General features: G+C 45.9%; 21 protein-coding genes. 16 read left to right on the plus strand and 5 right to left on the minus strand.

Translation table 11 applies throughout. From position 1 onward, the window contains the following. Nucleotides 1-104: 104 nt before the first annotated feature. The 4 genes from DN599_RS12490 to DN599_RS12505 all read right to left on the minus strand — a co-directional run bounded on the left by DN599_RS12490 (nucleotide 105) and on the right by DN599_RS12505 (nucleotide 7,219). On the minus strand, nucleotides 105-3,317 hold the full coding sequence (locus DN599_RS12490; protein WP_162599207.1) for a DEAD/DEAH box helicase: 3,213 nt from the start codon (nucleotides 3,315-3,317) through the stop codon (nucleotides 105-107). Between the two features lie 339 nt (nucleotides 3,318-3,656). Beyond that, complete coding sequence (locus tag DN599_RS12495; RefSeq protein ID WP_110457925.1) at nucleotides 3,657-4,871, minus strand: RsmB/NOP family class I SAM-dependent RNA methyltransferase; 1,215 nt, start codon at nucleotides 4,869-4,871, stop codon at nucleotides 3,657-3,659. 327 nt (nucleotides 4,872-5,198) lie between these two features. Next, the gene (locus DN599_RS12500) at nucleotides 5,199-6,614 is read right to left on the minus strand and encodes a DEAD/DEAH box helicase (protein ID WP_110458175.1); all 1,416 of its coding nucleotides are present in this window, start codon (nucleotides 6,612-6,614) and stop codon (nucleotides 5,199-5,201) included. A 236-nt stretch (nucleotides 6,615-6,850) separates the two neighbouring features. After that, the gene (locus tag DN599_RS12505) at nucleotides 6,851-7,219 is read right to left on the minus strand and encodes a hypothetical protein (RefSeq protein WP_110457926.1); all 369 of its coding nucleotides are present in this window, start codon (nucleotides 7,217-7,219) and stop codon (nucleotides 6,851-6,853) included. Between the two features lie 388 nt (nucleotides 7,220-7,607). Here DN599_RS12505 and fusA point away from each other — a divergent pair, with 388 nt between their 5' ends. After that, entirely contained in the window at nucleotides 7,608-9,692 is a 2,085-nt protein-coding gene (fusA, locus tag DN599_RS12510) for an elongation factor G (protein WP_110457927.1), read from the plus strand. 88 nt (nucleotides 9,693-9,780) lie between these two features. Further along, on the plus strand, nucleotides 9,781-10,410 hold the full coding sequence (locus tag DN599_RS12515) for a 3'-5' exonuclease (RefSeq protein WP_110457928.1): 630 nt from the start codon (nucleotides 9,781-9,783) through the stop codon (nucleotides 10,408-10,410). A gap of 214 nt (nucleotides 10,411-10,624) precedes the next feature. On the opposite strand, the gene DN599_RS12520 is transcribed toward DN599_RS12515, so the two are convergent. Then, entirely contained in the window at nucleotides 10,625-11,314 is a 690-nt protein-coding gene (locus DN599_RS12520; RefSeq protein ID WP_110457929.1) for a DUF3334 family protein, read from the minus strand. 337 nt (nucleotides 11,315-11,651) lie between these two features. Between DN599_RS12520 and DN599_RS12525 the strand changes: the two genes are divergently transcribed. The 14 genes from DN599_RS12525 (at nucleotide 11,652) to DN599_RS12590 (ending at nucleotide 23,995) form a co-directional block, all read left to right on the plus strand. After that, nucleotides 11,652-13,280 (plus strand): methyl-accepting chemotaxis protein, encoded by a 1,629-nt coding sequence (locus DN599_RS12525; protein WP_110457930.1) that lies wholly within the window; start codon nucleotides 11,652-11,654, stop codon nucleotides 13,278-13,280. Nucleotides 13,281-13,390: 110 nt separating this feature from the next. After that, complete coding sequence (locus DN599_RS12530) at nucleotides 13,391-13,780, plus strand: ACT domain-containing protein (RefSeq protein ID WP_110457931.1); 390 nt, start codon at nucleotides 13,391-13,393, stop codon at nucleotides 13,778-13,780. A 36-nt stretch (nucleotides 13,781-13,816) separates the two neighbouring features. After that, entirely contained in the window at nucleotides 13,817-14,074 is a 258-nt protein-coding gene (locus DN599_RS12535; protein WP_110457932.1) for an HPr family phosphocarrier protein, read from the plus strand. A gap of 13 nt (nucleotides 14,075-14,087) precedes the next feature. Next, on the plus strand, nucleotides 14,088-15,794 hold the full coding sequence (gene ptsP, locus DN599_RS12540) for a phosphoenolpyruvate--protein phosphotransferase (RefSeq protein WP_110457933.1): 1,707 nt from the start codon (nucleotides 14,088-14,090) through the stop codon (nucleotides 15,792-15,794). A gap of 67 nt (nucleotides 15,795-15,861) precedes the next feature. Continuing rightward, nucleotides 15,862-16,371: a PTS glucose transporter subunit IIA gene (gene crr, locus DN599_RS12545; protein ID WP_110457934.1), complete on the plus strand. Its 510-nt coding sequence runs from the start codon at nucleotides 15,862-15,864 to the stop codon at nucleotides 16,369-16,371. 280 nt (nucleotides 16,372-16,651) lie between these two features. Then, complete coding sequence (locus DN599_RS12550; protein WP_110457935.1) at nucleotides 16,652-16,993, plus strand: ArsC family reductase; 342 nt, start codon at nucleotides 16,652-16,654, stop codon at nucleotides 16,991-16,993. Then, complete coding sequence (dapE, locus tag DN599_RS12555; RefSeq protein ID WP_110457936.1) at nucleotides 16,993-18,123, plus strand: succinyl-diaminopimelate desuccinylase; 1,131 nt, start codon at nucleotides 16,993-16,995, stop codon at nucleotides 18,121-18,123. The genes DN599_RS12550 and dapE overlap by 1 nt, the downstream gene beginning before the upstream one ends. Then, entirely contained in the window at nucleotides 18,117-18,794 is a 678-nt protein-coding gene (locus DN599_RS12560; protein ID WP_110457937.1) for a M15 family metallopeptidase, read from the plus strand. Before dapE ends, DN599_RS12560 begins: the two co-directional genes overlap by 7 nt. Nucleotides 18,795-18,819: 25 nt before the next feature. After that, nucleotides 18,820-19,656, plus strand: a complete 837-nt coding sequence (locus DN599_RS12565; RefSeq protein ID WP_110457938.1) for an alpha/beta fold hydrolase — start codon at nucleotides 18,820-18,822, stop codon at nucleotides 19,654-19,656. Nucleotides 19,657-19,770: 114 nt separating this feature from the next. Further along, the gene (gene can, locus DN599_RS12570; RefSeq protein ID WP_110457939.1) at nucleotides 19,771-20,382 is read left to right on the plus strand and encodes a carbonate dehydratase; all 612 of its coding nucleotides are present in this window, start codon (nucleotides 19,771-19,773) and stop codon (nucleotides 20,380-20,382) included. Nucleotides 20,383-20,587: 205 nt separating this feature from the next. Then, on the plus strand, nucleotides 20,588-21,772 hold the full coding sequence (gene kdnA / locus DN599_RS12575; protein ID WP_110457940.1) for an 8-amino-3,8-dideoxy-alpha-D-manno-octulosonate transaminase KdnA: 1,185 nt from the start codon (nucleotides 20,588-20,590) through the stop codon (nucleotides 21,770-21,772). 87 nt (nucleotides 21,773-21,859) lie between these two features. Next, nucleotides 21,860-22,930, plus strand: coding sequence for a 3-deoxy-alpha-D-manno-octulosonate 8-oxidase KdnB (kdnB, locus tag DN599_RS12580; RefSeq protein ID WP_110457941.1), 1,071 nt, complete (start codon nucleotides 21,860-21,862; stop codon nucleotides 22,928-22,930). Nucleotides 22,931-23,007: 77 nt separating this feature from the next. After that, a complete protein-coding gene (gene kdsB / locus DN599_RS12585; protein WP_110457942.1) occupies nucleotides 23,008-23,745 on the plus strand; it encodes an 8-amino-3,8-dideoxy-manno-octulosonate cytidylyltransferase KdsB in 738 nt (245 codons plus the stop codon). Between the two features lie 19 nt (nucleotides 23,746-23,764). After that, nucleotides 23,765-23,995, plus strand: coding sequence for a DUF2897 family protein (locus DN599_RS12590; protein WP_110457943.1), 231 nt, complete (start codon nucleotides 23,765-23,767; stop codon nucleotides 23,993-23,995). Nucleotides 23,996-24,048 lie beyond the last annotated feature (53 nt).

A 24,048-nucleotide genomic window follows, 5' to 3' on the forward strand; every position in this document is an offset into this window, starting at 1 on the left:
TTGTGACTTAGAAAGTAACAGCCAAGTGACTAAAACCAAGTAACTAAAACCAAGTAACTAAAACCCAAAATAACGAGCCAAGTGACAGACCAATATTGCCAATACTAACTCGGTGGCACATCATCAATAGGTTGCAATAACGCGAGCCAATCATCACTGTTCATCTCAGCTACCGACAGGCTCTCTGTTTGGTACATGCTTTGCGCTAATGCTTGTTTGGATTGCTGCAGCTGTTGAATACGTTCTTCGACAGTATTTTGGCAGATCAACTTATACACAAACACGGGCTTTTGCTGACCAATACGGTAAGCGCGATCGCTGGCTTGCTCTTCGGCCGCAGGATTCCACCATGGGTCGACATGAATAACCACATCTGCCTCGGTCAAATTGAGCCCCGAGCCCCCCGCTTTAAGGCTAATAAGAAACACATTGACCTCACCGCGGCGAAACCTGTCGATGCTTTTATCTCGATGGCGACTCTTACCCGTTAACATCTCATAATCGATCCCTTGCTGGTTTAGCTGGGCGGCGATGAGATCGAGCATGGTGGTAAACGATGAAAAAATAAGGATATTACGCCCATCTTCAATCATGTTAGGTAATTTATTGGCAAGCCATGCCAGCTTGGATGACACTTGTGGCCCGTCATCTGTCAACTCAGCTAACTGAACAGCTACGCTGGTAAGTTTGGCCTCGGCGGCCTCGCTAGCGCCGCTGTCATGGCCTTTATCAAGGTATTCCACCTCTGTTGGCTGACGAGTATCAGACACATTACCAAGCTTGAGCATGGCGGGATGACAACAGACTTGCCGCAGTTTTAACAGTGCATTGCTTATTGCCAACCGATTAGCCTTGGCCCCGGTTTGCAGCAAAGCCAGTTGCAACTGCTCTGCGACCGTTAACCGAATCGTTTCATACAGATCCGCCTGTGTTTCGCTAAGTTCAATCAGGGTATTTATAACGGTTTTCTTTGGCAGTTCGGTCGCCACTTCCGCTTTAGTGCGGCGCAACATAAAGGGCGCGATCCGCTGAGCTAACTTACGCCGCGCGGTATCGCACTGATCTTTTTCTATCGGCAGCTTAAATTGACGTTGATATTGGGCGGCAGTGCCCAGAAAGCCCGGCATCAAAAAGTTAAATAAAGACCACAGCTCACCCAAGTGATTTTCCATCGGTGTCCCCGTGAGGCACAGCCGATGTTGGGTCTTTAACTTATTAACCAATTTAGTCACTTGGCTGCGGCTATTTTTGATGGTTTGCGCTTCATCTAAAATCACTTGATACCATTGCTGAGCTAACAGCAACTGTGCATCTTGAGCCAAGATCCCGTAACTGGTGATCACCATATCCACCTTATTAAGCTGAGATAGCTGCTCATGCCTAGCTCGTCCACTCCAGACTAAGGTCGTTAATGACGGCGCGAAGGTCGCCGCTTCACGTTGCCAGTTACTCAGTAAGCTGGTGGGTGCGATAATCAGCACAGGCGCGGTTAATAGCCCCTGTTGTTTATCTAGCAGTAAACTGCACAAGGTCTGGATGGTTTTGCCTAGCCCCATATCATCGGCCAAGATCCCGGAAAAATGGTGCTGTTTTAAAAACTGTAACCAACTGACGCCTTGGGCCTGATAAGGCCGCAGCTCAGCCTGTAACCCTGCCGGTGCACTGAAGGGGGCCGCTTTGGGGTTAGCCCGTAAATAGGCGGTCAAGGCCTGCGCTTGTTTCTTCAGCCAAGTGGCACCGAGCCATTTAAGGGCTTTAGTGCGCTTGTCAGTTAAATCTTGGCGCATGGCATCATCTAACTGAGGTAATCGCGCTAACTGGTGACGCGGTAAGGCTAAATGTTGTGCTTCATTAAGCGGTTGCTTGTCAAATAACTCACCCAGCACGCTTAAGATCCGCGCAACTCGGGTTGCAGGCAAGATCAAAATTTCACCCGACTCGAGCTCCAGTGATACTGGCTCGCGCCCCGCTTTATCGGTTAACTTGCCTTGGCGAATAAGATTAATGAGTAAGGGGAGAATATTGACGCGCTCGCCATCCACCTCAACGCCTAAGCTCAGCTCAAACCAATCGGCATTTGGGGTATTAATTTCGGCGTACCAAGTATTGGCCGCTAATTTAACAAAACGATTTTTAGCGGCAAAATGAACATGCCACCCCGCCAATGATAACTGGCGAAAGAAGACGGCATGTTCGCTAACATCATCGGGGATCACCCGCGTGCCCGCTTGCACACTCATGGCGATGGGTGGCTCAAAACAATGGCTAACTAGCGGTAACGCATTAAGTTGCAGTTGATACTGAGCGATTTGACCTAATAAGGGCTGGTGATCACAAGCGATATAAAGCAGTTGCGCTAAGGAGTACGCTACGCCGCGATGCACCATAGTAAATACCGCCACATCTAACGGCTGCATCGCCTGCATTTGCCAGGGAAAATCGATACTGTGGCGCACCACTTCGATACAGGGCTGCCATTCTCCGTCACGGTCAATGTGTTCAAGCAGTTGCTGGTTTAGTTCTGCATTTTGACGCTCATCAATAACGATTGTGCCGCTTACTGGCTCGACATACACCTGATCACTGACAGGGACAAGAAAGTGAGTATCGACATAATCTTCATCATAGTGAACATCACAGCGCAGAGGTGACTTAGTTAATGTTTGATAAAAACTGCGGCCACAGGCACAGAGTAAGCGATAAAAATCACTCGTTAATCCGTGCGGTAATGTTAAGTCTATCTGCTGGAACTGCGCGAGTATCTCATCGCCACTGAGCTGGGCTTTTAACAGTGACAATAACTGTTGGTCAGTTTGGCTAACATACTTAGGCAATGGCGCACTACCAATGATGTCAAAACCTAACGTATCCCTTAGCTGATAAGTGCCATTTTTATTCAAATAGCCTTTATGAACACTTAAACGCAGCGCACCTTCATCGCCATAAATTACATACAATACCCTGTGACGAGCCATCGCTGGGAACGGGTCAAACTCTTGATTGGCTTCACTCTTAAATAAGCGAATTGCCGTATCGATGCGTCGGCTGCGTTCATTGGTATTATTGCTTTGCTGTGCAAGGTGTTCGATGGCCAAAGCGGCGATATGTGTACAGTTGGCAGCTTGGCAGCTGCAATGGCCGCTAAAGCGATCACTGGGCACAAGTGAGAGATGAGCGGCGTAGTGCCCTTGCTCGGTTGTAAAGTGCCCTGCTATCTCAGTGGCGGACAGCTTAACGTCGTTAAGTTGCCCCGCTAATAGCAGTTGTAATCCCGCGAAAACTTGTTGATGGGCAAAAACCTGGGTTAGTGCAAACAATGACATCTTCCATAGCCCAATAATCAGGCCATTAATCTTTCGACAAAGGCCAAATCATAGCATTATTTGCCCACTTTCCCTAGCCGATAAACACCCCATTTCGCCGCAGGGGATAGATATCAGACCTTTATCGCTAGGCTAAGCTCAATCTTGAAATAAAACAGATAGAGTAAGCATGAGAGTATGCGCTCGGAGCGTGAAAATTAAGCCTTCGACTTAAGCAATAATACTGAGCCTTGGATAAACAGGACTGCACAACGTTATAACGATAGGGTTAGTTGTTGTAGAAGCTGCACTGACACACCTTCTACAAAAACCAATAAGATGTTTTAAACACGCTTATTCAGCAATACGCTGCATTCTTGCTAGGTAAAAACCATCGAAGCCAGATTCAGCCACACTGATGGTCTCATCATCCATAAAGCTAAAGTGAGGGTTGGCTGCCAAAAAAGCATCCACTTGCTGACGATTTTCTTGTGGCATTATCGAACAGGTGGCGTAAATCAATATGCCATCGACTTTGACCATGCGACTGTAACTTTGCAAAATATCTTTTTGCAGTTGCACGAGTACGGGTAAACGCTCTGGAGTGTCACGCCATTTGGCATCGGGATTACGTTTTAGTACCCCAAGGCCAGAACAAGGCACATCGAGTAATACTCTGTCGGCGGTCAGTTTTAAACGTTTAATGGTTTTGCTGCTGGCAATGAGTCGGGTTTCGATATTGTGCGCGCCACCGCGGCGAGCGCGTTGCTTAAGGCTGTCAAGTTTCCACTGCTCGACATCCATCGCTAACAAGCGTCCCTTACCTTGCATTTGTGCGGCGATCGACAGGGTTTTTCCGCCAGCACCGGCGCACGCATCGATGACGCGCATACCAGGTTTAGCATCCACAGCTGCCGCAACCTGTTGTGAACCGGCATCTTGTTGTTCAAACAATCCTGCTTTAAAGCTATCGGTACGAAACAGTGCCGAGTCGGATATCACTTGTAACGCTGTGTCTACACCATCAACCCGTTGTGTTTGCACCCCTTCGCGTGCCAATTTTTGCTGTAACTCTTCTGGCTGGCACTTTAATAAGTTGGTTCGTAAAAAGCGCTGCGGCGCCATAGCTAGTGCCGCGCGCTCAGCAGGCCAAAGGCTGCCCATTTGTGCTGTGCCGAGTTCGTCAAGCCACTCAGGACAGCCATCAAACAGCGGTAAGTCAAGCTTGGCCTGCTCTAAACGCTGGTCAAAATCGTCTTGCTCTATCGTCAAGGTATATGGCAATTTTGGCAGCTCGAGCCCATGGAACATATGCCAAGCATTGAGTAAGCGTGAACCTAAGCGCTCAATATCTGCTGGCGCCATATCTGCTAAATAACAATATAGGTTTAACCGACGTAATAGATCGCCCGCCACTGTGGTGATCCTTGCCTGTTCTGAAGGCGCTAACTTTAGCCCAGAGAAATGATGCGAATAAGCTCTGTCTAAGGGTTTCCCCTCATTGAGCACCATAGTGAGTACATTAATAACTAATTCGGTTGAACTGGGTGATAGTGACGCGTTTAGCATGATAAAGCCTGTTAATAAAAATCCGGAGGATCATAGGAGTTAGCGCGTGATTACGCAAGTACAACGCGCATAGTTCGAGTTAGGTAGAGATAAATAATGTTTATCAGAGCTTCGGCTTAACGTGGTAGGGGTTAGCGCTGGCGGCCGTATCATTGCCCTTAGCATTGCCATTCACACCGTATATTGAGCATCTGTCTGTTAGTCACGACTTGTATTAAGTGCTAGCTGCTAGCAATTAACGGTATCAGCAATCTTTGGCTCAAGCATAACCTTGAGCCAAGTTGACGCCGGTGACGTTAAAGCAACGCCTTCAGTAGGCGTATTATATTAAGATTTATCGGTCCACGGGTTAAAGCCTGGCACTGAAGTTGGCTTATCCACTTTATTGGTAGACTTAGCCTTTTGAGTAGACTTAGCTTTGCTGATGCTCGATTGATAAGATGCAGAGCGTGAGTCAGCATTATTGTTATCCCCTTTAGCGCTGCGCGTTGCTCGTGCCTTACCCTTTGGTGGCTTTTTTTGGCCCTCAACGGGCGATGTTCCCTCTTCAATACGCTGTTTAGGTCGGTAATTTAAAATTGAGGTTGGCACGGCCTTACGCGGTGTGAACCCTTCAATTTCGCGACGTTCCAGTAAATGACCCAAGCGGCTCTCAATCATGCATAAATTTTTAAAATCATCTTTAGAGACGAGTGATATCGCCTGCCCTTTAGCACCAGCACGACCGGTACGGCCAATTCGATGGACATATTCATCGGCAGGAAAAGGCAAGTCATAATTAATCACCAAGGGAAGGTTATCAATATCAATACCACGGGCAGATATTCCCGTGGAGATAAGATACTTAATCTTACCCGCCTTGAAGTCCGCTAAGATCTGCTCTCGGATCGCCTGAGCACGGCCACTGTGAATGCAATCGGCTGCTATGCCCCGCTTTTCAAGTTGGCTAACTAATTTAGCCGCGCCATGCTTGGTCTCGATAAAGATCAACGCCTGCGGCCAGTTATGCTGTTGAATAAGATGACTCAATAAAGCCGACTTTTTATCTTTATCCACAGTGGTGATCCACTGCTCAATATTAGGCTTAGCGGATTCATCTTTAGTCACCGACAAGTGAATTGCGTTAGGAACCGTCTCTTTTGCCAATTCGCGAACCTGACGCGATAGGGTCGCGGAAAACAACAGGTTTTGCCTATCTTGAGGCAAGCTGTCGATGATCTTAGTAATATCTTCGATAAAGCCCATGTCGAGCATCCTGTCGGCTTCATCCAGTACTAGCACCTCGATTTCGTCAAAATGAATGGCGCGTTGGGTGTAAAGATCCCTTAAGCGACCTGGGGTAGCCACCACAATATCGACACCATCGATGAGTTGCTGCTTTTGCGCCGCTAACTCAACACCACCATAAATCGCCATCGATTTAAGATTAAGGTACTTACCATATTGAGCAATGCGGTTATCGACCTGCAAGGCAAGCTCGCGCGTCGGAGTCAAGATTAATGCCCGCGCTCGCTTTTTACGTTGCGTATCACCGTTAGCTAAACGGCTCAGAATAGGCAATACAAAACTGGCCGTTTTACCGCTACCTGTCTGCGCCGCGGCAATCAAGTTTTTGCCTTTTAAGGCCAGTGGAATGGCTTCGGCTTGGATAGGCGTTGGGGTCGAATAGTCTAATTCGCTAAGCGCGGTAAGGATGGCAGGGTCTAGCCCTAGCGTAGAAAACCCAAGTGTAGAAAATGACATGTAAAATCTCAGTGTGAGTCCTAAACCTGATTTTAAGGCACCTTGCAAGGCAGCATTAAACGCAAAATGGGACAAAAATTAGCTAAATAGATTGTAGCCCTGCTAATTAATCAACAAGTCTATCAAAACGGGCATCACAATCGTGGCGCTGATTATAACAGAACTCCAGCAAGTGTATAAAACCCTTTACTGCCAATCACTCCACAGGGCGTAACTGAGCCAATCATAAAATCGACTTAGTGCCCCTGATTAATGGCAATCAACCGGGTGATAAAACGCGTTAATGCGGCTGCATCGGTAAATTTAAACCCCAAACCATAATGGATACCGTTAAGGCTTTTCTGTACCCGCTTAGGAAAACGGGTCATCTCACTATGGTGTACAAATCCTGCTTTATGTTTTACCCCATCAAGGGCGGATAACTCGGCAAGAAACACTTCATAGGCGGGGCGAATAACCAATAGACAATCTTTGTCAGCCCCATAGAGATAAAAAGGCTCTTTTAACTCGGGCAGCATATATTCGGTCATTTTTTTAACGGTAAAATTGGTTCTGCACTTAAGCGTGCTCAATAGCCCGGTGATTTCACTGTGTTCAATTGCCACGCTAAATACTCCTGATAAGTGACACCCTTGCCTTTTATTGTCTAGGCAGTGAGATTGCCCGCTATGGTAGCAGCGGTTGGCACAATCTCCTACAGACACCTCCTATTCATGCAGTATCACAGTTACCCACATAATGTTCAGTGCTGAAAGTGGCTTACATTTAAACAAAAAAATATAAGTGATAACAACCGCGGCACTAAGTGAATAAAAAGTCGGCAACACAAGGCATGGCAAGGCCTGTAGCTGGTGACAAACAATTATGTGAAAGGGTAAAGTTGACCTAATTAGGCAAAATTGAATGATTTTAAGAAAAATCTATAAAACAATTCTAAAAGTATTGATATACTTCCCCCCGAATTTTAGAACGTAACTCCAATAGAGTAGAAAAATGACTGATTTATCAAAGTACAGAAACATTGGTATCTTTGCTCACGTTGATGCGGGTAAAACTACTACAACTGAGCGTATCCTTAAGCTAACTGGTAAAATCCATAAATCCGGTGAAACTCATGACGGTGAATCTACAACTGACTTCATGGAACAGGAAGCTGAGCGTGGTATTACCATTCAGTCTGCTGCTGTAAGTTGTTTTTGGAAAGACCACCGTTTTAACGTTATTGACACCCCTGGCCACGTTGACTTTACAGTAGAAGTATATCGCTCTCTTAAAGTACTTGATGGTGGTATCGGTGTATTCTGTGGTTCTGGTGGTGTTGAACCACAATCAGAAACCAACTGGCGTTATGCGAACGAATCAGGTGTTGCTCGTATCATCTTCGTAAACAAGTTAGACCGTATGGGTGCTGACTTCTTACGCGTTGTTAAGCAAACTAAAGACGTACTAGCGGCTACGCCACTAGTTATGGTTCTACCAATCGGTATCGAAGATGAGTTCAAAGGTGTTGTTGACCTACTGACTCGTAAAGCATGGGTATGGGACGATTCAGGTGAAGCAGAAAACTACACCATCGAAGACGTACCAGCTGACATGGTTGACATGGTTGAAGAATACCGTGAAATGCTAATCGAAACTGCTGTTGAGCAGGACGATGATCTGATGGAAGCGTACATGGAAGGCGAAGAGCCGTCTATTGAAGAGATCAAGCGTTGTATCCGTAAAGGTACACGTAATCTTGACCTATTCCCAACATACTGTGGTAGCGCATTCAAAAACAAAGGTATGCAGCTCGTTCTTGACGCAGTTGTCGACTACCTGCCAGCACCAACTGAAGTTGATCCTCAGCCACTGACTGATGAAGAAGGTAACGAAACTGGTGAAGTTGCCCTAGTTTCAGTTGATGAGCCACTAAAAGCGCTTGCATTCAAGATCATGGATGACCGTTTTGGTGCCCTAACCTTCGTACGTATCTACTCTGGTAAGCTTAAGAAGGGTGACACCATCCTTAACAGCGCAACCGGTAAGACTGAACGTATTGGTCGTATGTGTGAAATGCACGCAGATGAGCGTAACGAACTTGAATCAGCACAAGCTGGTGACATCATTGCGATCGTGGGTATGAAGAACGTACAAACTGGTCACACACTATGTGATGTTAAGCACCCTTGTACTCTTGAAGCCATGGTATTCCCAGAGCCAGTAATCTCTATCGCTGTTGCACCAAAAGATAAAGGCGGCAGTGAGAAAATGGGTATCGCTATCGGTAAGATGATCGCTGAAGATCCATCATTCCGCGTAGAGACTGACGAAGACTCAGGCGAAACCATCCTTAAAGGTATGGGTGAACTTCACCTAGACATTAAGGTTGATATCCTTAAGCGTACTTACGGCGTTGACCTAATTGTGGGTGAGCCACAAGTTGCTTACCGTGAAACTATCACTAAAGAAGTTGCTGATAGCTACACGCACAAGAAGCAATCTGGTGGTTCTGGTCAGTTTGGTAAAATTGACTATGTTATCCGTCCTGGTGAGCAAAACTCTGGCTTTACATTTAAGTCATCAGTTGTTGGTGGTAACGTACCTAAAGAATTCTGGCCTGCTGTTGAGAAAGGTTTCGCCAGCATGATGAATACTGGTACTGTTGCAGGTTTCCCTGTGCTTGACGTTGAACTAGAACTTACTGACGGTGCTTTCCACGCAGTTGACTCGTCAGCTATCGCGTTCGAAATTGCAGCTAAAGGTGCGTTCCGTCAATCTATGCCTAAAGCCGGTGCACAACTTCTTGAGCCTATCATGAAAGTTGATGTATTCAGCCCAGAAGACAACGTTGGTGATGTGATTGGTGACCTTAACCGTCGTCGTGGCATGATCAAAGACCAAATGGCTGGTGTAACTGGTGTTCGTGTTAAAGCTGACGTACCGCTATCAGAAATGTTCGGTTACATTGGTTCACTACGTACAATGACATCGGGTCGTGGTCAGTTCTCTATGGAGTTCTCACACTACTCACCATGTCCAAACAGCGTAGCTGAAAAAGTGATCGCTGAAGTTAAAGAAAGAAACGCTAAGAAGTAATTTTTGACTTTTTAGGTTAATTCTTAAACTTAAAAACCCTGACGATGTAAATCGTCGGGGTTTTATTTTTTAATGGATAAACAATAAGATGAACAGTGCAAATAGCGTCGTGGTATTGGATTTCGAAACCACGGGTCTCTCCCCTACTCAAGGTGATCGCGCCATCGAAATTGGTGCAGTGAAATTACAGCAAGGTGTGATTGTTGACCGTTTTCAGCAGTTGATTAATCCAGGCTTTAGGATCACTCATTTTATTGAGCAGTACACAGGCATTACCAATGCCATGTTAAACGAGGCTCCTAGTAGCCACATTGTGATGCATGACTTTGCCGACTTCATGGGTGACGCTAACCTCGTCGCACATAATGCCAGTTTCGACCAGCGCTTTCTTGATGCTGAATTGGCACGGATACACCGCCACTATTCTGGCCGTTTTGCCTGCTCAATGTTGGTAGCTCGACGCATTTATCCCGATGCAAGTAATCATCAACTATCCACCTTAGTGGCCCATAATCGTATCGAGCAGCAAGGTGACTTTCACCGTGCATTAGCCGATGCAGAGATGACGGCATTGTTATGGCAACATATTCTCGACACCTTATGCCAACGCTGGCAGTGCCAAGCGCCAAGTTTTGCTATGATGGCGGCATTACAGAAGCAGCCAAAAGCTAACCTTGAGCGTTTCTTTGCCAAATACGCAGACAATCAACCGAGTTGAGCACAATGGGGTTATACAGTGGATAAACAGGAATAATAATGAAGCACCATATTCGAAGCGCCATATTCTATGGACTAAATGCTTAAGCTAAATAGACTTAAGCATACACACTAATTTAGTCAGCCCCCCGAAAGGGTTGATGCCTTTTTTAGCAATGCCGCTTTGCTGTTAGCCAGCAAGAGCATTTACTTATATCGGTTATCACTAGCGTCAATTAAATACCTAGCTCTTTCATTAAGTCATCGGCGTCATCGTCGACCACCACGGCTTGATTTACCGATTTAGCCCAAGATGCCGAACCACCAGGACTATGTTGTGCTAACAGCGCATCGGGATCATGCTCTTCATCCTGTTCAAATTCGGTCAGTTTAATAAACTCGGTTTTATCCATCGCAAATTCAAGATAAAAAATATGATGTTCTGCGGTTTTAAACGCCACGCGTCTTGCCACAGCTTCATCCAAATTAGTGTCAATTGAGATGGTCAGCTCTTTATTAATTGTGAGCATTTTAGGCTGGCTTTGATTAATCGAGGTTTGTAGCTCTTTATTCATCTTGACGATAAAGTCGCCTAAAATCTGATTCATCAATTCGCCCATAATATCGGCCACCTCATCTGATGTGTGCGAAAAGGCTAAATCTGATTCTGGCATCCCCATCTGTTTCATATAGGCTTGATAAATTTCAATCGCAGCCTTGGCAGAGAAGTTGATCACCACTAAACCAGAAAATCCCCCATCAAAAATAGAGAAACAACCTAGATCGGGTTTTAAGCAGGTCTTATTAATACTTTGTATCATAGCCGCATGTGATATAGGGCTGGATGTGGTGCTAGATAGTACATGAGAAACAGAGTGGCAAAGCTTTAATAAAATATCATCGGAGGTGATCACTTGAGGTGTCATCGTTATGTTTATTCCAAAAAAAATCAATGCTTAATTCTGCGCGCTAATGCCCTAAAAATCAAAGCTAAATCATAATTTAGCGCCACAGGGCTTGTACAGCATACTTTTGAGCCTTAAACCATTGAATCACCTCATATCATTATCTTGCTGCCAGTTCAGTTTGAAGGTAAAAAGTAAAGTATACCTTGGTATAAAATCGACTAACCTTGCCAAAAATGCGTGAGCTAGATCAATTATTTACTAATAATAAACCTATAAACAGGCTATTGATTTTATTCAGATACATGACGAGGTATATTGGCCATAAAGAACAGTTCGCAACATAATAAGGGATATCATGCTCGCGATTCTTAGACGATTTACGATACTACAACGGCTTATATTTATGTTAATACTGGCCGCCATTGGTACTTTCGTTTTTGCTAGTTTTTCGATTAATGAGCAACGTAACAACCTGATTAACGAGAAATGGGTACAAAATGATGCCCAGCTCTCAACCATGCTTAGCATCATTAACTCGCATCACATTCAAGTCCAGCAAGGTAAAAACAGCACTATGGCTGCCCAAAGCGAAGCCGTCGAGCTGATTAATAATGCCAAATATGGTCAACATGGCTATTTCATCTTATTTGATGCAAATAACACAGTTATTGCTCATGGAGCCAATCCAGAAAAAGCGGGGCAGTCTCTGAGCACGCTTGGTGCTCCTGCCGTTTTTAAACAGCTAATAAGACAAGCCCAGCAAGGAGAATTAGCACAACATATTGTCGAAATGCATGATCCTAGCAATGGTGAACAAGCGCAAGCACTGGTGTCAGCCAGTGCATTTACGCCATGGGGCTGGACCTTGGTTACGAATGCTTATATGAGCGATGTTAATGACACGACCATTAGCGTGATGTATGACTATTTGGGCATTATGCTGCTAATCTCAGTCCCCATATTTGCCTTCTTCTTGGTACTTAATCACTCGATCAGCGCGCCGTTAACGCAAGCGATCGATGCCATGAATGACATCGCCCAAGGGGAAGGTGATTTAACCAAACGCTTGCCCACAACGGGTAACGATGAGGTAGTTGCACTGGCTAAAGCATTTAATGTTTTCGTAGGTAAAATTAACCATATGGTCGCAGAGCTGCAGCCCGTTGGTCATCATCTTAACCAAGATGCCGATCGTTTACTCAATGCCGTGAGTGAGTCCAATGCCAGTGTCGATCATCTGCATCAAGAAACCAGCAATGTTGCCACCGCCATTAATCAAATGTTGTCGACTACACAAGAGATGGCCAGTAATACCCAGCAAGCCGCCGATGCCGCAAACAGCGTTAAGCGACAAGCCCTTGACAGTAAAACTCAAATGGATAGTACTGTAAATAATACCCATAAGCTGGTAGAAGAACTGCGCAGTGCCGAGGTGATCACCGAACACCTCGGGGTCTCATCCAAACAAATTGGCAATATTTTAGAAGTGATCAGGGGCATTGCAGATCAAACCAACCTACTTGCACTTAATGCAGCCATTGAAGCCGCTCGCGCGGGTACCCATGGGCGCGGGTTTGCCGTGGTCGCCGATGAAGTGCGCGCATTAGCTAACCGCACGCAAGACTCGACCAATGAGATCCAAAAAATAGTTACCGATATTCAAACCGGTGTCGCGAGTGTGATCGCCAGTAACAATCAAAATCAAGGGCAATCGGAGCAGTTACAAACCCAAGCACAGGCGGTTGGCGACTCACTTAACGCCATTTTAGAGTTAATCGCCCATATCAGTGATATGAATACTCAACTTGCTAGTGCAACAGAAGAGCAATCTTTGGTGACAGAAGAGATTAATCGCAACGTCTGCAGCATAACTGAATTATCTGAGGTCTCTGTTAAAGCTAATGAAAGTAACCGCCTAGCGGCCGAATCTCTTAAGCAAATTAGTCAGACGAGCACCCAAATTTTAGGACAGTTTAAAGTATAAGGCTAAAGCCAATATCTGTTAAAGGAGCGCTATTTAGCGCTCCTTTTTTTTAAGTAAACTGTGATAAACTTAACGCTATAGTTATTTCCCCTAAAGCGAGAGCTAGGATTATGGCGCGCATGACGTTGGCAGTTCACCCGCAGCTTTACACTATCCACAGCTTTAGTCCCGACACAATGCTTAATCCCGACGTGTTACGTCAACCGATGTTTTTTATTGGAAAAACCAAAGATGAATTGTCTGTAGTGGTTCCTGCCGCATTAGTCCTAGATAGCCTTGAACAAGAAAGAGATTGGCGCTGCTTAGAAGTTGTAGGGCCGCTAGGCTTTTCCATGACAGGTATATTGGCAAGTGTATCGACCACCCTTGCTAACGCCCAAGTCAGTATTTTCGCCATTTCAACCTTCGATACCGATTATGTGCTTGTTAAAAAGGAGAAGCTTGAGCTGGCCATTGGTGCGCTCAAAAAAAACAATTACCAAATCATTCATTACCAATGATCTATCGCTTTATTTCCTCGGTTAAAGAGTCTATTTATGTACCAAAGAACAGTCACAATATTGGCAGAGCATGGTATTCATACCCGTCCTGCAGCGTTATTAGTAAAAGCGGCGAAACAATACGATTGTGATATCCTCGTCGAATGCCAAGGCAAACAGGCCAGTGCCAAGAGTTTGTTTAAGCTACAAACATTAGGTTTATATAAAGGGGTATCTGTTACTGTCACAGCTGACGGTGAACAGGCACAACAAGCGGTAGAGCATGTCTCTGAACTGCTAATCACCTTAAGTTAACAAGGAGTTCGAGATGCGCATTAAAGGGATAGCCGTGGCGGGAGGAATCGCCTTTGGGCAAGCAATAGTGGTTACCCCTTATCACAGTCAGCTCGATTACCATCTTATACCCCCTGCGCAGCTGGGAATAGAACAGGCTCGACTCGACAAAGCACTCGCTTCATTAATTCAGCAAATAAAACACAGTGCGCAACATCTCGATCCTAATAGTGAGCATTACCAATTAATTGAGGCAGATTTACTACTGTTAGAAGACGCTGATCTGCAGGCTGAGCTTCGCGCAGCGATAACTGAGCAACAGTTTTCTGCGGCATTAGCGGTAGAACATACCTTTGCTAAACAAGCCCAAGCACTGCAGGCGATGGACTCACCTTATTTAGCCAGCCGCTCTGATGATATATTAGCTTTAGGTCAAAGAGTTATAACCACCCTGCTCACGGGTAAATGCAGTACATTAACCGAGTTACCCCGCAATAGCATAGTGATCGCCAAAGATATCACCCCAGCTGAATTTGCCCTGTTACCGCTAGAAAACCTCGCAGGATTAGTGTTGCAAACGGGGGGGATCACCAGCCACAGCGCTATTTTAGCACGCAGCTTCGATATCCCCACCCTAGTGGGCTGTGAATGCAATCTTAACGATATCGTCGATGGTACACCCGTTGCTATCGATACCCTAAATGGTTTGCTGTTTATTGATCCCGATGCTGAGCAGGTTGCGCGACTGACACTGGCACAGCAACAAACATTACTACGTAAAACTGAGTTACTTAAATTTAAAGATCACCCCACTCAAACTTCAGATGGCCACCCCATCGCCCTACTCGCTAACGTAGGCTGCATTAGCGAAATCAATCACCTTAGCTCCGTTGGTGGTGAAGGTGTGGGGTTATTTCGCACCGAGTTTATGTTGATGAACCGCCAGCAACTGCCCGATGAACAGCAACAATATCAACTTTACTGTGATGCATTACAGCTACTTAACGGCAGAATACTGACAATTCGTACTATCGATATCGGCGCCGATAAAGAGGTGCCTGCTTTAGCAATGCCCGTTGAGGAAAACCCAGCATTAGGGCTACGTGGTGTACGATATACCCTTGCCCACCCGCAACTGTTTTGTGTACAGCTAAAGGCCATTTTGCGTGCTGCCAATCAGGGACCGATTCGATTAATGTTTCCTATGGTCAATCAAGTCGAAGAGCTCGAGACGATATTGGCACTTATCGAGCAGTGTAAAGCAGAGCTCATTGAGCAAGAGAAGGGCTATGGTCCACTGTCAATGGGGATCGTCGTCGAGACCCCCGCAGCAGTATTAAATTTAGCATCAATGCTACCTTTACTCGACTTTATCAGCATAGGAACCAATGACTTAACACAATACACCATGGCTGCAGACCGAGGCAATCCAGAGCTCATTAAGCGCTATCCAGTGCTGTCTCCGGCGCTCATCAAACTCATCAGTCAAACCATTAACCAAGCCCACGCTGCCAAAGTGACAGTATCTTTATGTGGTGAATTAGCCAGTAATCCGCGCGCTACTGCCCTATTAGTTGGTCTTGGCATTGATGAATTAAGTGTTAGTGTGGCAGCCTTACTTGAAATAAAACAAGAGCTCAGCCGCTGGACCTACATAGAGTGCGTCGAACTGGCGCAACATGCTAAAGTGATTTCACGCATAGAGACACTAAATGAGTTGTTAACATGCTGTCACTCTTGATAATTATTGAGTATGCTATCGAAAACGTATTCATCGTTCAGCTGGGCATCAGCATAGGGGCTAATTAATGGGATTTTTGAGTCGAATTCGGCGTTTAGTGTCAGGCCAACCGCCCATCAGTGGTGGTATAGATGTGTTCGCCCCCGTGTCGGGTGAGATTGTTGCCATTGAAAAAGTACCCGATGTGGTATTTGCTGAAAAGATTGTCGGTGACGGCATAGCAATCGCCCCGAAGGGTCACCAAATGTTAGCGCCAATCGATGGCACTATCGGCAAAATATTTGAAACTAACCATGCCTTTAGCATTGAATCTCCCCATGGTTTAGAGCTGTTTGTCCATTTTGGTGTTGGCACGGTCGAACTGCGCGGCAACGGCTTTAAGCGTTTAGCCGAAGAAGGCCAGCAAGTAAAGATGGGCGATCCCATATTGGAATTTGATCTCGATTACCTCAAAACCCATGTAGAAAGTTTACTTACTCCTGTAGTGTTGGCCAATATGGAGGATATTAAGCGTATTGATAAACATCAAGGCTCTATCGAGGCGGGTAAAGACATTATCTTTTCAGTGCAGTTATAGAAATCGTCTTAAGCGTCACGCTTAACTCTTGATTTAGGGTTTAGGGTTTAGCGATTACTTTTTAATGCTGAACTTCATGATCTATATACAAGTATACAACCAACACATTATTGCGCCTAAATGGCGCAATAATGTCATATCAAACGTTACCCAAAATCAACGTTTTTTTGAGCATTTATTATCGGCGCCTATCGTAACACTTGAGCCGGACAAGACTCGATGACACAATGCAAATCATAGCGCAGTAATAGCGCACCTCATCCAGTAAGGAGACCCCATTTTGACCCTTTATGGCATAAAAAATTGCGATACCGTTAAAAAAGCCCTTAAGTGGCTAGAAGAACATCAACAAACGGTTGTTTTTCATGATTTTCGTGATGATGGTCTAAACCAAGCCGATTTAGAAGCCTGGGTCGAGACCTTAGGTTGGGAGACGTTATTTAACAAACGCAGTACTAGCTTTAGAAATCTCAGTGATGACGATAAAACCACCATAGACAAGCACAAAGCTATCGAATTGATGCTTGCTCATCCTACCTTGATTAAGCGGCCGGTATTAGTGATTAAAAATAAGGTATGGGTTGGCTTTAAGGCCGAACAGTATCAGGAGATCTTTAACTAATGACAGACGCTGTGTTAACGCTGGCACAAGATCTGATTAGCCGTGCATCGGTTACCCCACTCGACGAAGGGTGCCAGCAGGTCATGGCGGATCGCCTCGCCGCAAAAGGCTTTACCATTGAATCTATGGTGTTTGAAGACACCACCAATATGTGGGCTAGACGAGGCAATGATGGCCCGCTGTTTTGTTTTGCAGGTCATACCGATGTAGTACCGGTAGGCGAGCTTAACCGCTGGCATACCCCCCCTTTCGAACCTGTGGTGATTGACGGTTATCTGCATGGACGTGGCGCAGCAGATATGAAAGGGTCGCTCGCCGCCATGGTGGTTGCCACCGAGCGCTTTGTCGAGCAACACCCTAACCATAAAGGCTCAATCGCCTTTTTGATCACCAGTGATGAGGAAGGCCCATTTATCAATGGCACGCCACGTGTCATTGATACACTCGAAGCCCGCAACGAAAAAATCACTTGGTCGTTAGTGGGTGAACCCTCATCGACCCATAAGTTAGGTGACATAGTCAAAAATGGCCGCCGTGGGAGCCTCACTGGAAACTTGACAGTCAAAGGGATTCAAGGCCATGTCGCCTACCCTCACCTAGCTGATAACCCGATCCATAAGGCCGCACCTGCACTGGATGAATTGGCGCGCATGATTTGGGATAAAGGCAATGAGTTTTTTCCGCCAACCAGTTTCCAAATCGCCAATATTAATGGCGGCACCGGCGCATCGAATGTTATTCCCGGGGCGCTTGAGGTGATGTTTAATTTCCGTTACTCGACCGAGGTGACCGCCGAGATTTTAATCCAGCGCGTACTCAACATTCTCGATGCACACGGCTTAGATTATGACATTAGTTGGATCTATAACGGCTTGCCATTTTTAACTGAAGATGGGCCACTACTGCAAGCCACCAAAGAAGCCATTAAAGAGATCACCACGCTCGATACCGATCCGCAAACTTCTGGTGGCACCTCTGATGGCCGTTTTATTGCGCCTACTGGCGCCCAAGTCATTGAAGTTGGCCCTGTAAACGCCACCATTCACAAGGTGAATGAATGCGTTAAGGTCGCCGATATTGAACAGCTTGCCTTGGTATATCAGCGGATTTTGGAAAAGCTACTGTGCTAAACACTGGCTACCTTTATGGCCTTGAAAATAATCAGCTTATTGATTTTCAAGGCCATCAATTACAACGTGATACCGCGCAACAATTGATGTTGATGCAAACCGCGGCCGCCAAAGACAATATCTCATTACAAATTTGCTCCGCTTATCGTGATCTTCCACGGCAATTAGCCATATGGAACGCCAAAGCCAAGGGACAACGCGCGGTCCTCGATGCACGCTCACAGCCTATCGATATCGGACACCTTAGCGAGGATCAATTAATCGATGCCATCTTACTTTGGTCGGCACTGCCCGGCACATCGCGCCATCATTGGGGCACAGATATTGACGTATATGATGCACATCAGATGTCTCGCAAGCAGTTACAACTTATACCCAGCGAGTATCAAGCCGATGGCCCCTGCCATGCGCTGCACTCTTGGCTCACCCGTTACTGTGGCGATTTTGGGTTTTATTTTCCGTTTCAGGCGGGCTTAAGTGGCGTCAGCCCTGAGCCATGGCATTTGAGTTATTATCCCAAAGCTAACGATTATCTTGCTGCGTTTGATCCTCAAAGCCTCGCCACCATCTTGTCGCAGCAACCCATAGCATTAAAAAACGCGATATTAGCTAGACTCGAACACTTAGTCAGCCACTATGTGTTCCATGTTGCCCCCTCTCCGGCGGGCTAATCTTTATACTTTATATTGAGTCAACATGAACCAACAATTAACACAACACACCCAGATTATTGACGGTCATACGATGCACTATCTTGACATAGGTGAAGGCCCGGTATTGTTATTCGGCCACAGCTACCTATGTGACAGCACCAGCTGGCAGCCACAACTGGCCGAGCTTAGCCAACATTATCGCTGTATCGTGCCAGATCTGTGGGGACATGGTCAGTCAGATAAGCTGCCTGCCTCTTGCCGCTCATTAAAGCAATTAGCTGAACAATATTTGGCTTTACTTGATAGCCTCAATATCGATAACTTTTCAATGATTGGTCAAGGGATCGGCGGCATGTGGGGCGCGGAGCTAACCTTGCTCGCGCCGGCTCGGGTCAACAGTTTAGTCATGCTGGGCAGTTTTCTCGGTTTTGAACCGGAAGTGAGCCGCGCCAACTATTACGCCATGCTCGATGAAATAAACCAGACTAAATCAATCTCTGCTGACCATATAAACCAGCTTGCAACGCGTTACTTTAGTGCCTCAGCAGAGCAAGATAATCCGCAGCTAATAAAAGCCTTTAAGCAGCAATTGAGTGGCATTGCACCTGAGCGTATCGACTCGCTACACCGCTTAGGCCGCATCCTCTATGGCAGACGCGATATCATGGAAGATATTGAGCAATTAACCTTGCCTTGTCTTATCATGACAGGCGCGGATGATCGGTTGCACCCTATACTCGAAGGTTATCTAATGCACGATGCCATTGATGGCAGTCAATATATCCACCTGCCACACGCTGGACACATGGCCAATCTTGAGCAAGCAGACCTAGTTAATCAACACCTGTTAGCATTTCATACTCAGCACATAAAAGGCTAATAAGTACCTAAGATGAAACGTTTTACAGTATTTAGCACTGAATAGACCAGCCAAGGTGTGATTAGGTGCTAAAATTTCCAGCGAAAATCTTTTAAAAGACATTAATGTTATAAAATGAAACTACTTAAACCTCTGTTTGACAACAATCGCCGCTGGGCGGGCCGCATTCTCGAAGAGAATCCTCATTTCTTCCAACAACTGGCTCAGCAGCAGAGTCCAGAATATCTTTGGATCGGCTGCTCAGACAGCCGAGTGCCCTCTAATCAGATAATCGACCTCATGCCTGGTGAAGTATTTGTGCATCGTAATATCGCCAATATGGTCATTCATACGGATCTAAACTGCTTATCTGTGCTGCAATACGCGGTAGAAGTGCTCAAAGTGAAGCACATCATGGTGGTGGGACACTATGGTTGCGGTGGCATAAAGGCCTCCATGGGCAAACAACGCTTAGGGCTAATTGACAACTGGTTAGGCCATATTCGAGATATTCATCGCCTGCATGATTCAGAGTTAGCCATACTTGACGACAAAGCCCGTTTCGACCGCTTATGCGAGCTTAATGTGATTGAGCAAGTGGGCAATGTGGTCAGTACTAACATAGTGCAAGACGCTTGGGAGAGCGGCCACAATGTCGCAGTACACGGCTGGATTTACGGCGTTGAAAATGGCTTGCTGACCGATCTTGACGTTACCGTAGATAAAGAGATTATCAGTCGCCGTTAAGCGCAAGGCTCAAATCACGCAAAATATCACTGCGCATGATTACCCTATCGTGCGCTTTTTATATTCAGTCTTATCCAAGCGATATAAAAAAATGGCTAATTGCGATAAATATTACTGAATAAACATCGCAGTCCCCCCCTCATCCCAGTTATAATTGAGCATATTTTTCGCGCCCTGCGCGCAATGAACGCTAAGGAAACTTTCGATGCCTGGTTTTGAACTATTTGGTCCTGAAGAGAAGCAAGAAGTTGCAGATGTTATGGAAAACGGCTTTACCTTCCGTTATAACTTTGACCACATGCGTAATGACCGCTGGAAAACTCGTGAGATGGAAGCGCTGCTTTGTGAGAAAATGAACGTTAAGCATGCTCACTTAGTATCAAGCGGCACCGCAGCACTGCAAACGGCAATGGCCGCAGCCGGCATTGGCGCTGGTGATGAAGTCATAGTGCCGCCATTTACCTTTGTAGCATCGGTTGAAGCCGTATTCATGGCTGGAGCCGTGCCGGTTTTTGCCGAAATCGATGAAACCCTCTGTCTATCACCAGAAGGGATTGAAGCGGCAATAACCCCACGCACTAAGGCGATTAATTTAGTGCATATGTGCGGCTCTATGGCAAAGATGGATGAAATTAAAGCCATCTGCGAGAAACACAACTTAGTGATTTTAGAAGATGCTTGCCAAGCCATTGGTGGCAGTTATAAAGGCCAGGCCTTAGGCACCATTGGTGATGTCGGTTGTTATTCGTTTGATTCGGTTAAAACCATCACCTGCGGTGAAGGCGGTGCGGTGATCACCAATAATGAAACCATTTATAACCATGCACACATGTTCTCAGATCATGGTCACGATCATATCGGTAACGATCGCGGCGCAGAAGGCCACCCTATCATGGGGCTTAACTTCCGCATCTCAGAAATGAACTCGGCGATGGGACTCGCTCAACTGCGTAAGTTAGACACCATCATCGAGATCCAACGCAAGAATAAGAAGATGCTAAAAGATGCCATGACCGAGATCCCTGAGGTTTCGTTCCGCGAAATCCCCGATCCACAAGGCGATTCAGCAGGCTTCCTAACCTTTATGATGCCAACAGAAACACGTACCATTGAAATCAGTAAAAAGCTGGCTGAAAATGGCGTTGACGGTTGCTTCTACTGGTATGTCAACAACTGGCACTACCTGAATAACTGGAAGCATATTCAAGAACTTAAATCGCCAGCAGCCTTGCCCATTACCCTCATAAAAGATAAGCCTGATTACACTAAAGTTGCCGTGCCTAAGTCTGATGCTATCATGAGTCGTACCATCTCTATGCTGATCAAACTCTCTTGGACCGAAGATGAGATCAAACAGCGTATCGACAACATAAAACGTGCTTTTGCTTAAATCACCTCGTATGCCCGCCGCGCAGTAACCCTAAATCCACTGCGCTGGCCTGCTCTTACAGTACTAATCTCAAAGGAGAATGTGGTAATGAGTTTTAAAAACTTTAAATGTGTTCCTAAGATGATCTTTGGTCGGGGCTCATTTGCCGAGCTTGACAATGTGCTTGATACGGAACGCCAGCACGCCGATGACTTTGTGGTGTTTCTCGTTGATGATGTTCATCAACATAAACCCCTTGGTACCCGCGTGCCAGCAAAGGCACAGGATTTAACCATTTATGTCAACGTTGATGATGAGCCAACCACGGCACAAGTCGATGCTTTAACTGAACAAGTCCAAGCCTTTAATCCTAAGCTTCCGGTGAGCGTGGTCGGCCTAGGCGGCGGCGCCACCATGGATCTGGCTAAAGCGGTCTCTTTGATGCTAACCAATCCTGGTGGTTCGGCCATGTACCAAGGCTGGGATCTCATAAAACACCCTGCAGTACATCATATAGGTATCCCTACGGTTTCGGGTACGGGCGCCGAAGCATCGCGCACCGCCGTATTATGTGGGCCAGTGCGCAAGCTGGGATTAAACTCAGACTATACGGTTTTTGACCAAATCATTATGGATTCTGAACTGATCGACGGCGTACCGACCGATCAGTGGTTCTATACGGGCATGGATTGTTATATCCACTGTGTCGAGTCATTACAAGGTACTTATCTGAACGAATTTGCCAAAGCCTTCGCTGAAAAATCGATGGATCTTTGCCGCGAAGTCTTCTTAGGCGATCACCCAGAAAAAGATGACAAGCTGATGATGGCATCTTACATGGGTGGGATGAGTATCGCTTACAGCCAAGTTGGCGCATGTCATGCCGTGTCTTATGGTCTAGGCTATGTATTAGGCTACCACCATGGCATAGGCAACTGTTTAGCCTTTGATGTACTTGAAGAGTTTTACCCTGAAGGCGTAGCAGAATTCCGTCAGATGATGAAAAAGCACAATATCGTGCTACCTAAGAACATTTGTAAAGATCTTCCTGATGAAACCATCGCTAAAATGGTCGCCGTCACCAAGAGCATGGGACCATTATGGGACAATGTGTATGGTAGCGGATGGGAAGAAAAAGTCACCGACGAGATGCTCACTAAGCTGTTCCGTCGTATTTAATCCCAGGCTTCTCGAATAAGGCTCTCTATGAGCCTTTTTATCTTGAGGCCACTTACTGATAAAAATAGGTATCTATAATGAATGTAACTCTGTTAATCCCTGCGCGCTATGGTTCTAGCCGTTTTCCCGGCAAACCGCTAGCTCCGATTAACGGCAAGCCAATGATCCAGCACGTATATGAACGCGCCGCATTGGCAAAAGGATTAACTTCCATCTATGTGGCCACCGATGATGAACGCATTAAAGCTGCGGTGGAATCATTTGGCGGTAAAGTGGTCATGACAGATGAAAATGCGGCATCGGGTACCGACCGCATTGAAGATGCTATCACCCAATTGGGGCTAAAAGACGACGACTTAGTCATTAACCTACAAGGCGATCAACCGCTTATCGACCCTATCACCATTGAGCAGCTCATCAGCTTATTTGAGCGTCATCCAGGTGAATTTGCCATGGCAACCTTAGGCGTGCAGATCACCGAAGAAAGTGAATTAAACGATCCTAAGCATGTCAAAATGGTGTTCGATAACGATTATAATGCCTTATACTTCTCCCGCGCACGTATCCCCTATGGCCGTGATACCAACGATTATCCTGTCTATAAACATTTAGGTATTTACGGTTACACGCGCGCTTTCATATCAACATTTGCTAAGCTGCCTCTTGGCCGTCTGGAAAATTTAGAGAAATTAGAACAACTTCGCGCCCTAGAATACGGTTATAAAATCAAAGTGGCGATTAGTGCATTCGATTCACCAGAAGTTGACACACCTGAAGACATTCGCATCTGCGAAGCACGTTTAGCCGTCGACTAATAATAACCAGAGGTGAGTCATGTCGAGTCTAGAAACTTGGATAATTGTCATCATAATCATCGCTGTGATAGTCAGTAATCTTGCTGTGCTCAAGTACAACGCTAAGTTTAAGATGCATCAATTTGGCAAGGGGCACCCCCAAAAGCCCAAACCTAAGTCTAAGGGCCTGCAGAATGAAAATGACTCGCCTCAAGTGGAACCGCCAAGCGCTAGCGATAACAGCGATACTGATGGTAAGCCAAAACCTTAACACCGATATCATGACTAAAAAGGCTTACCTAAGGTAAGCCTTTTTTTGTCACT

It is taken from the genome of Shewanella algidipiscicola (genome assembly GCF_900380485.1).
In the GTDB taxonomy this organism is placed as follows: Bacteria; Pseudomonadota; Gammaproteobacteria; order Enterobacterales; family Shewanellaceae; genus Shewanella; species Shewanella algidipiscicola.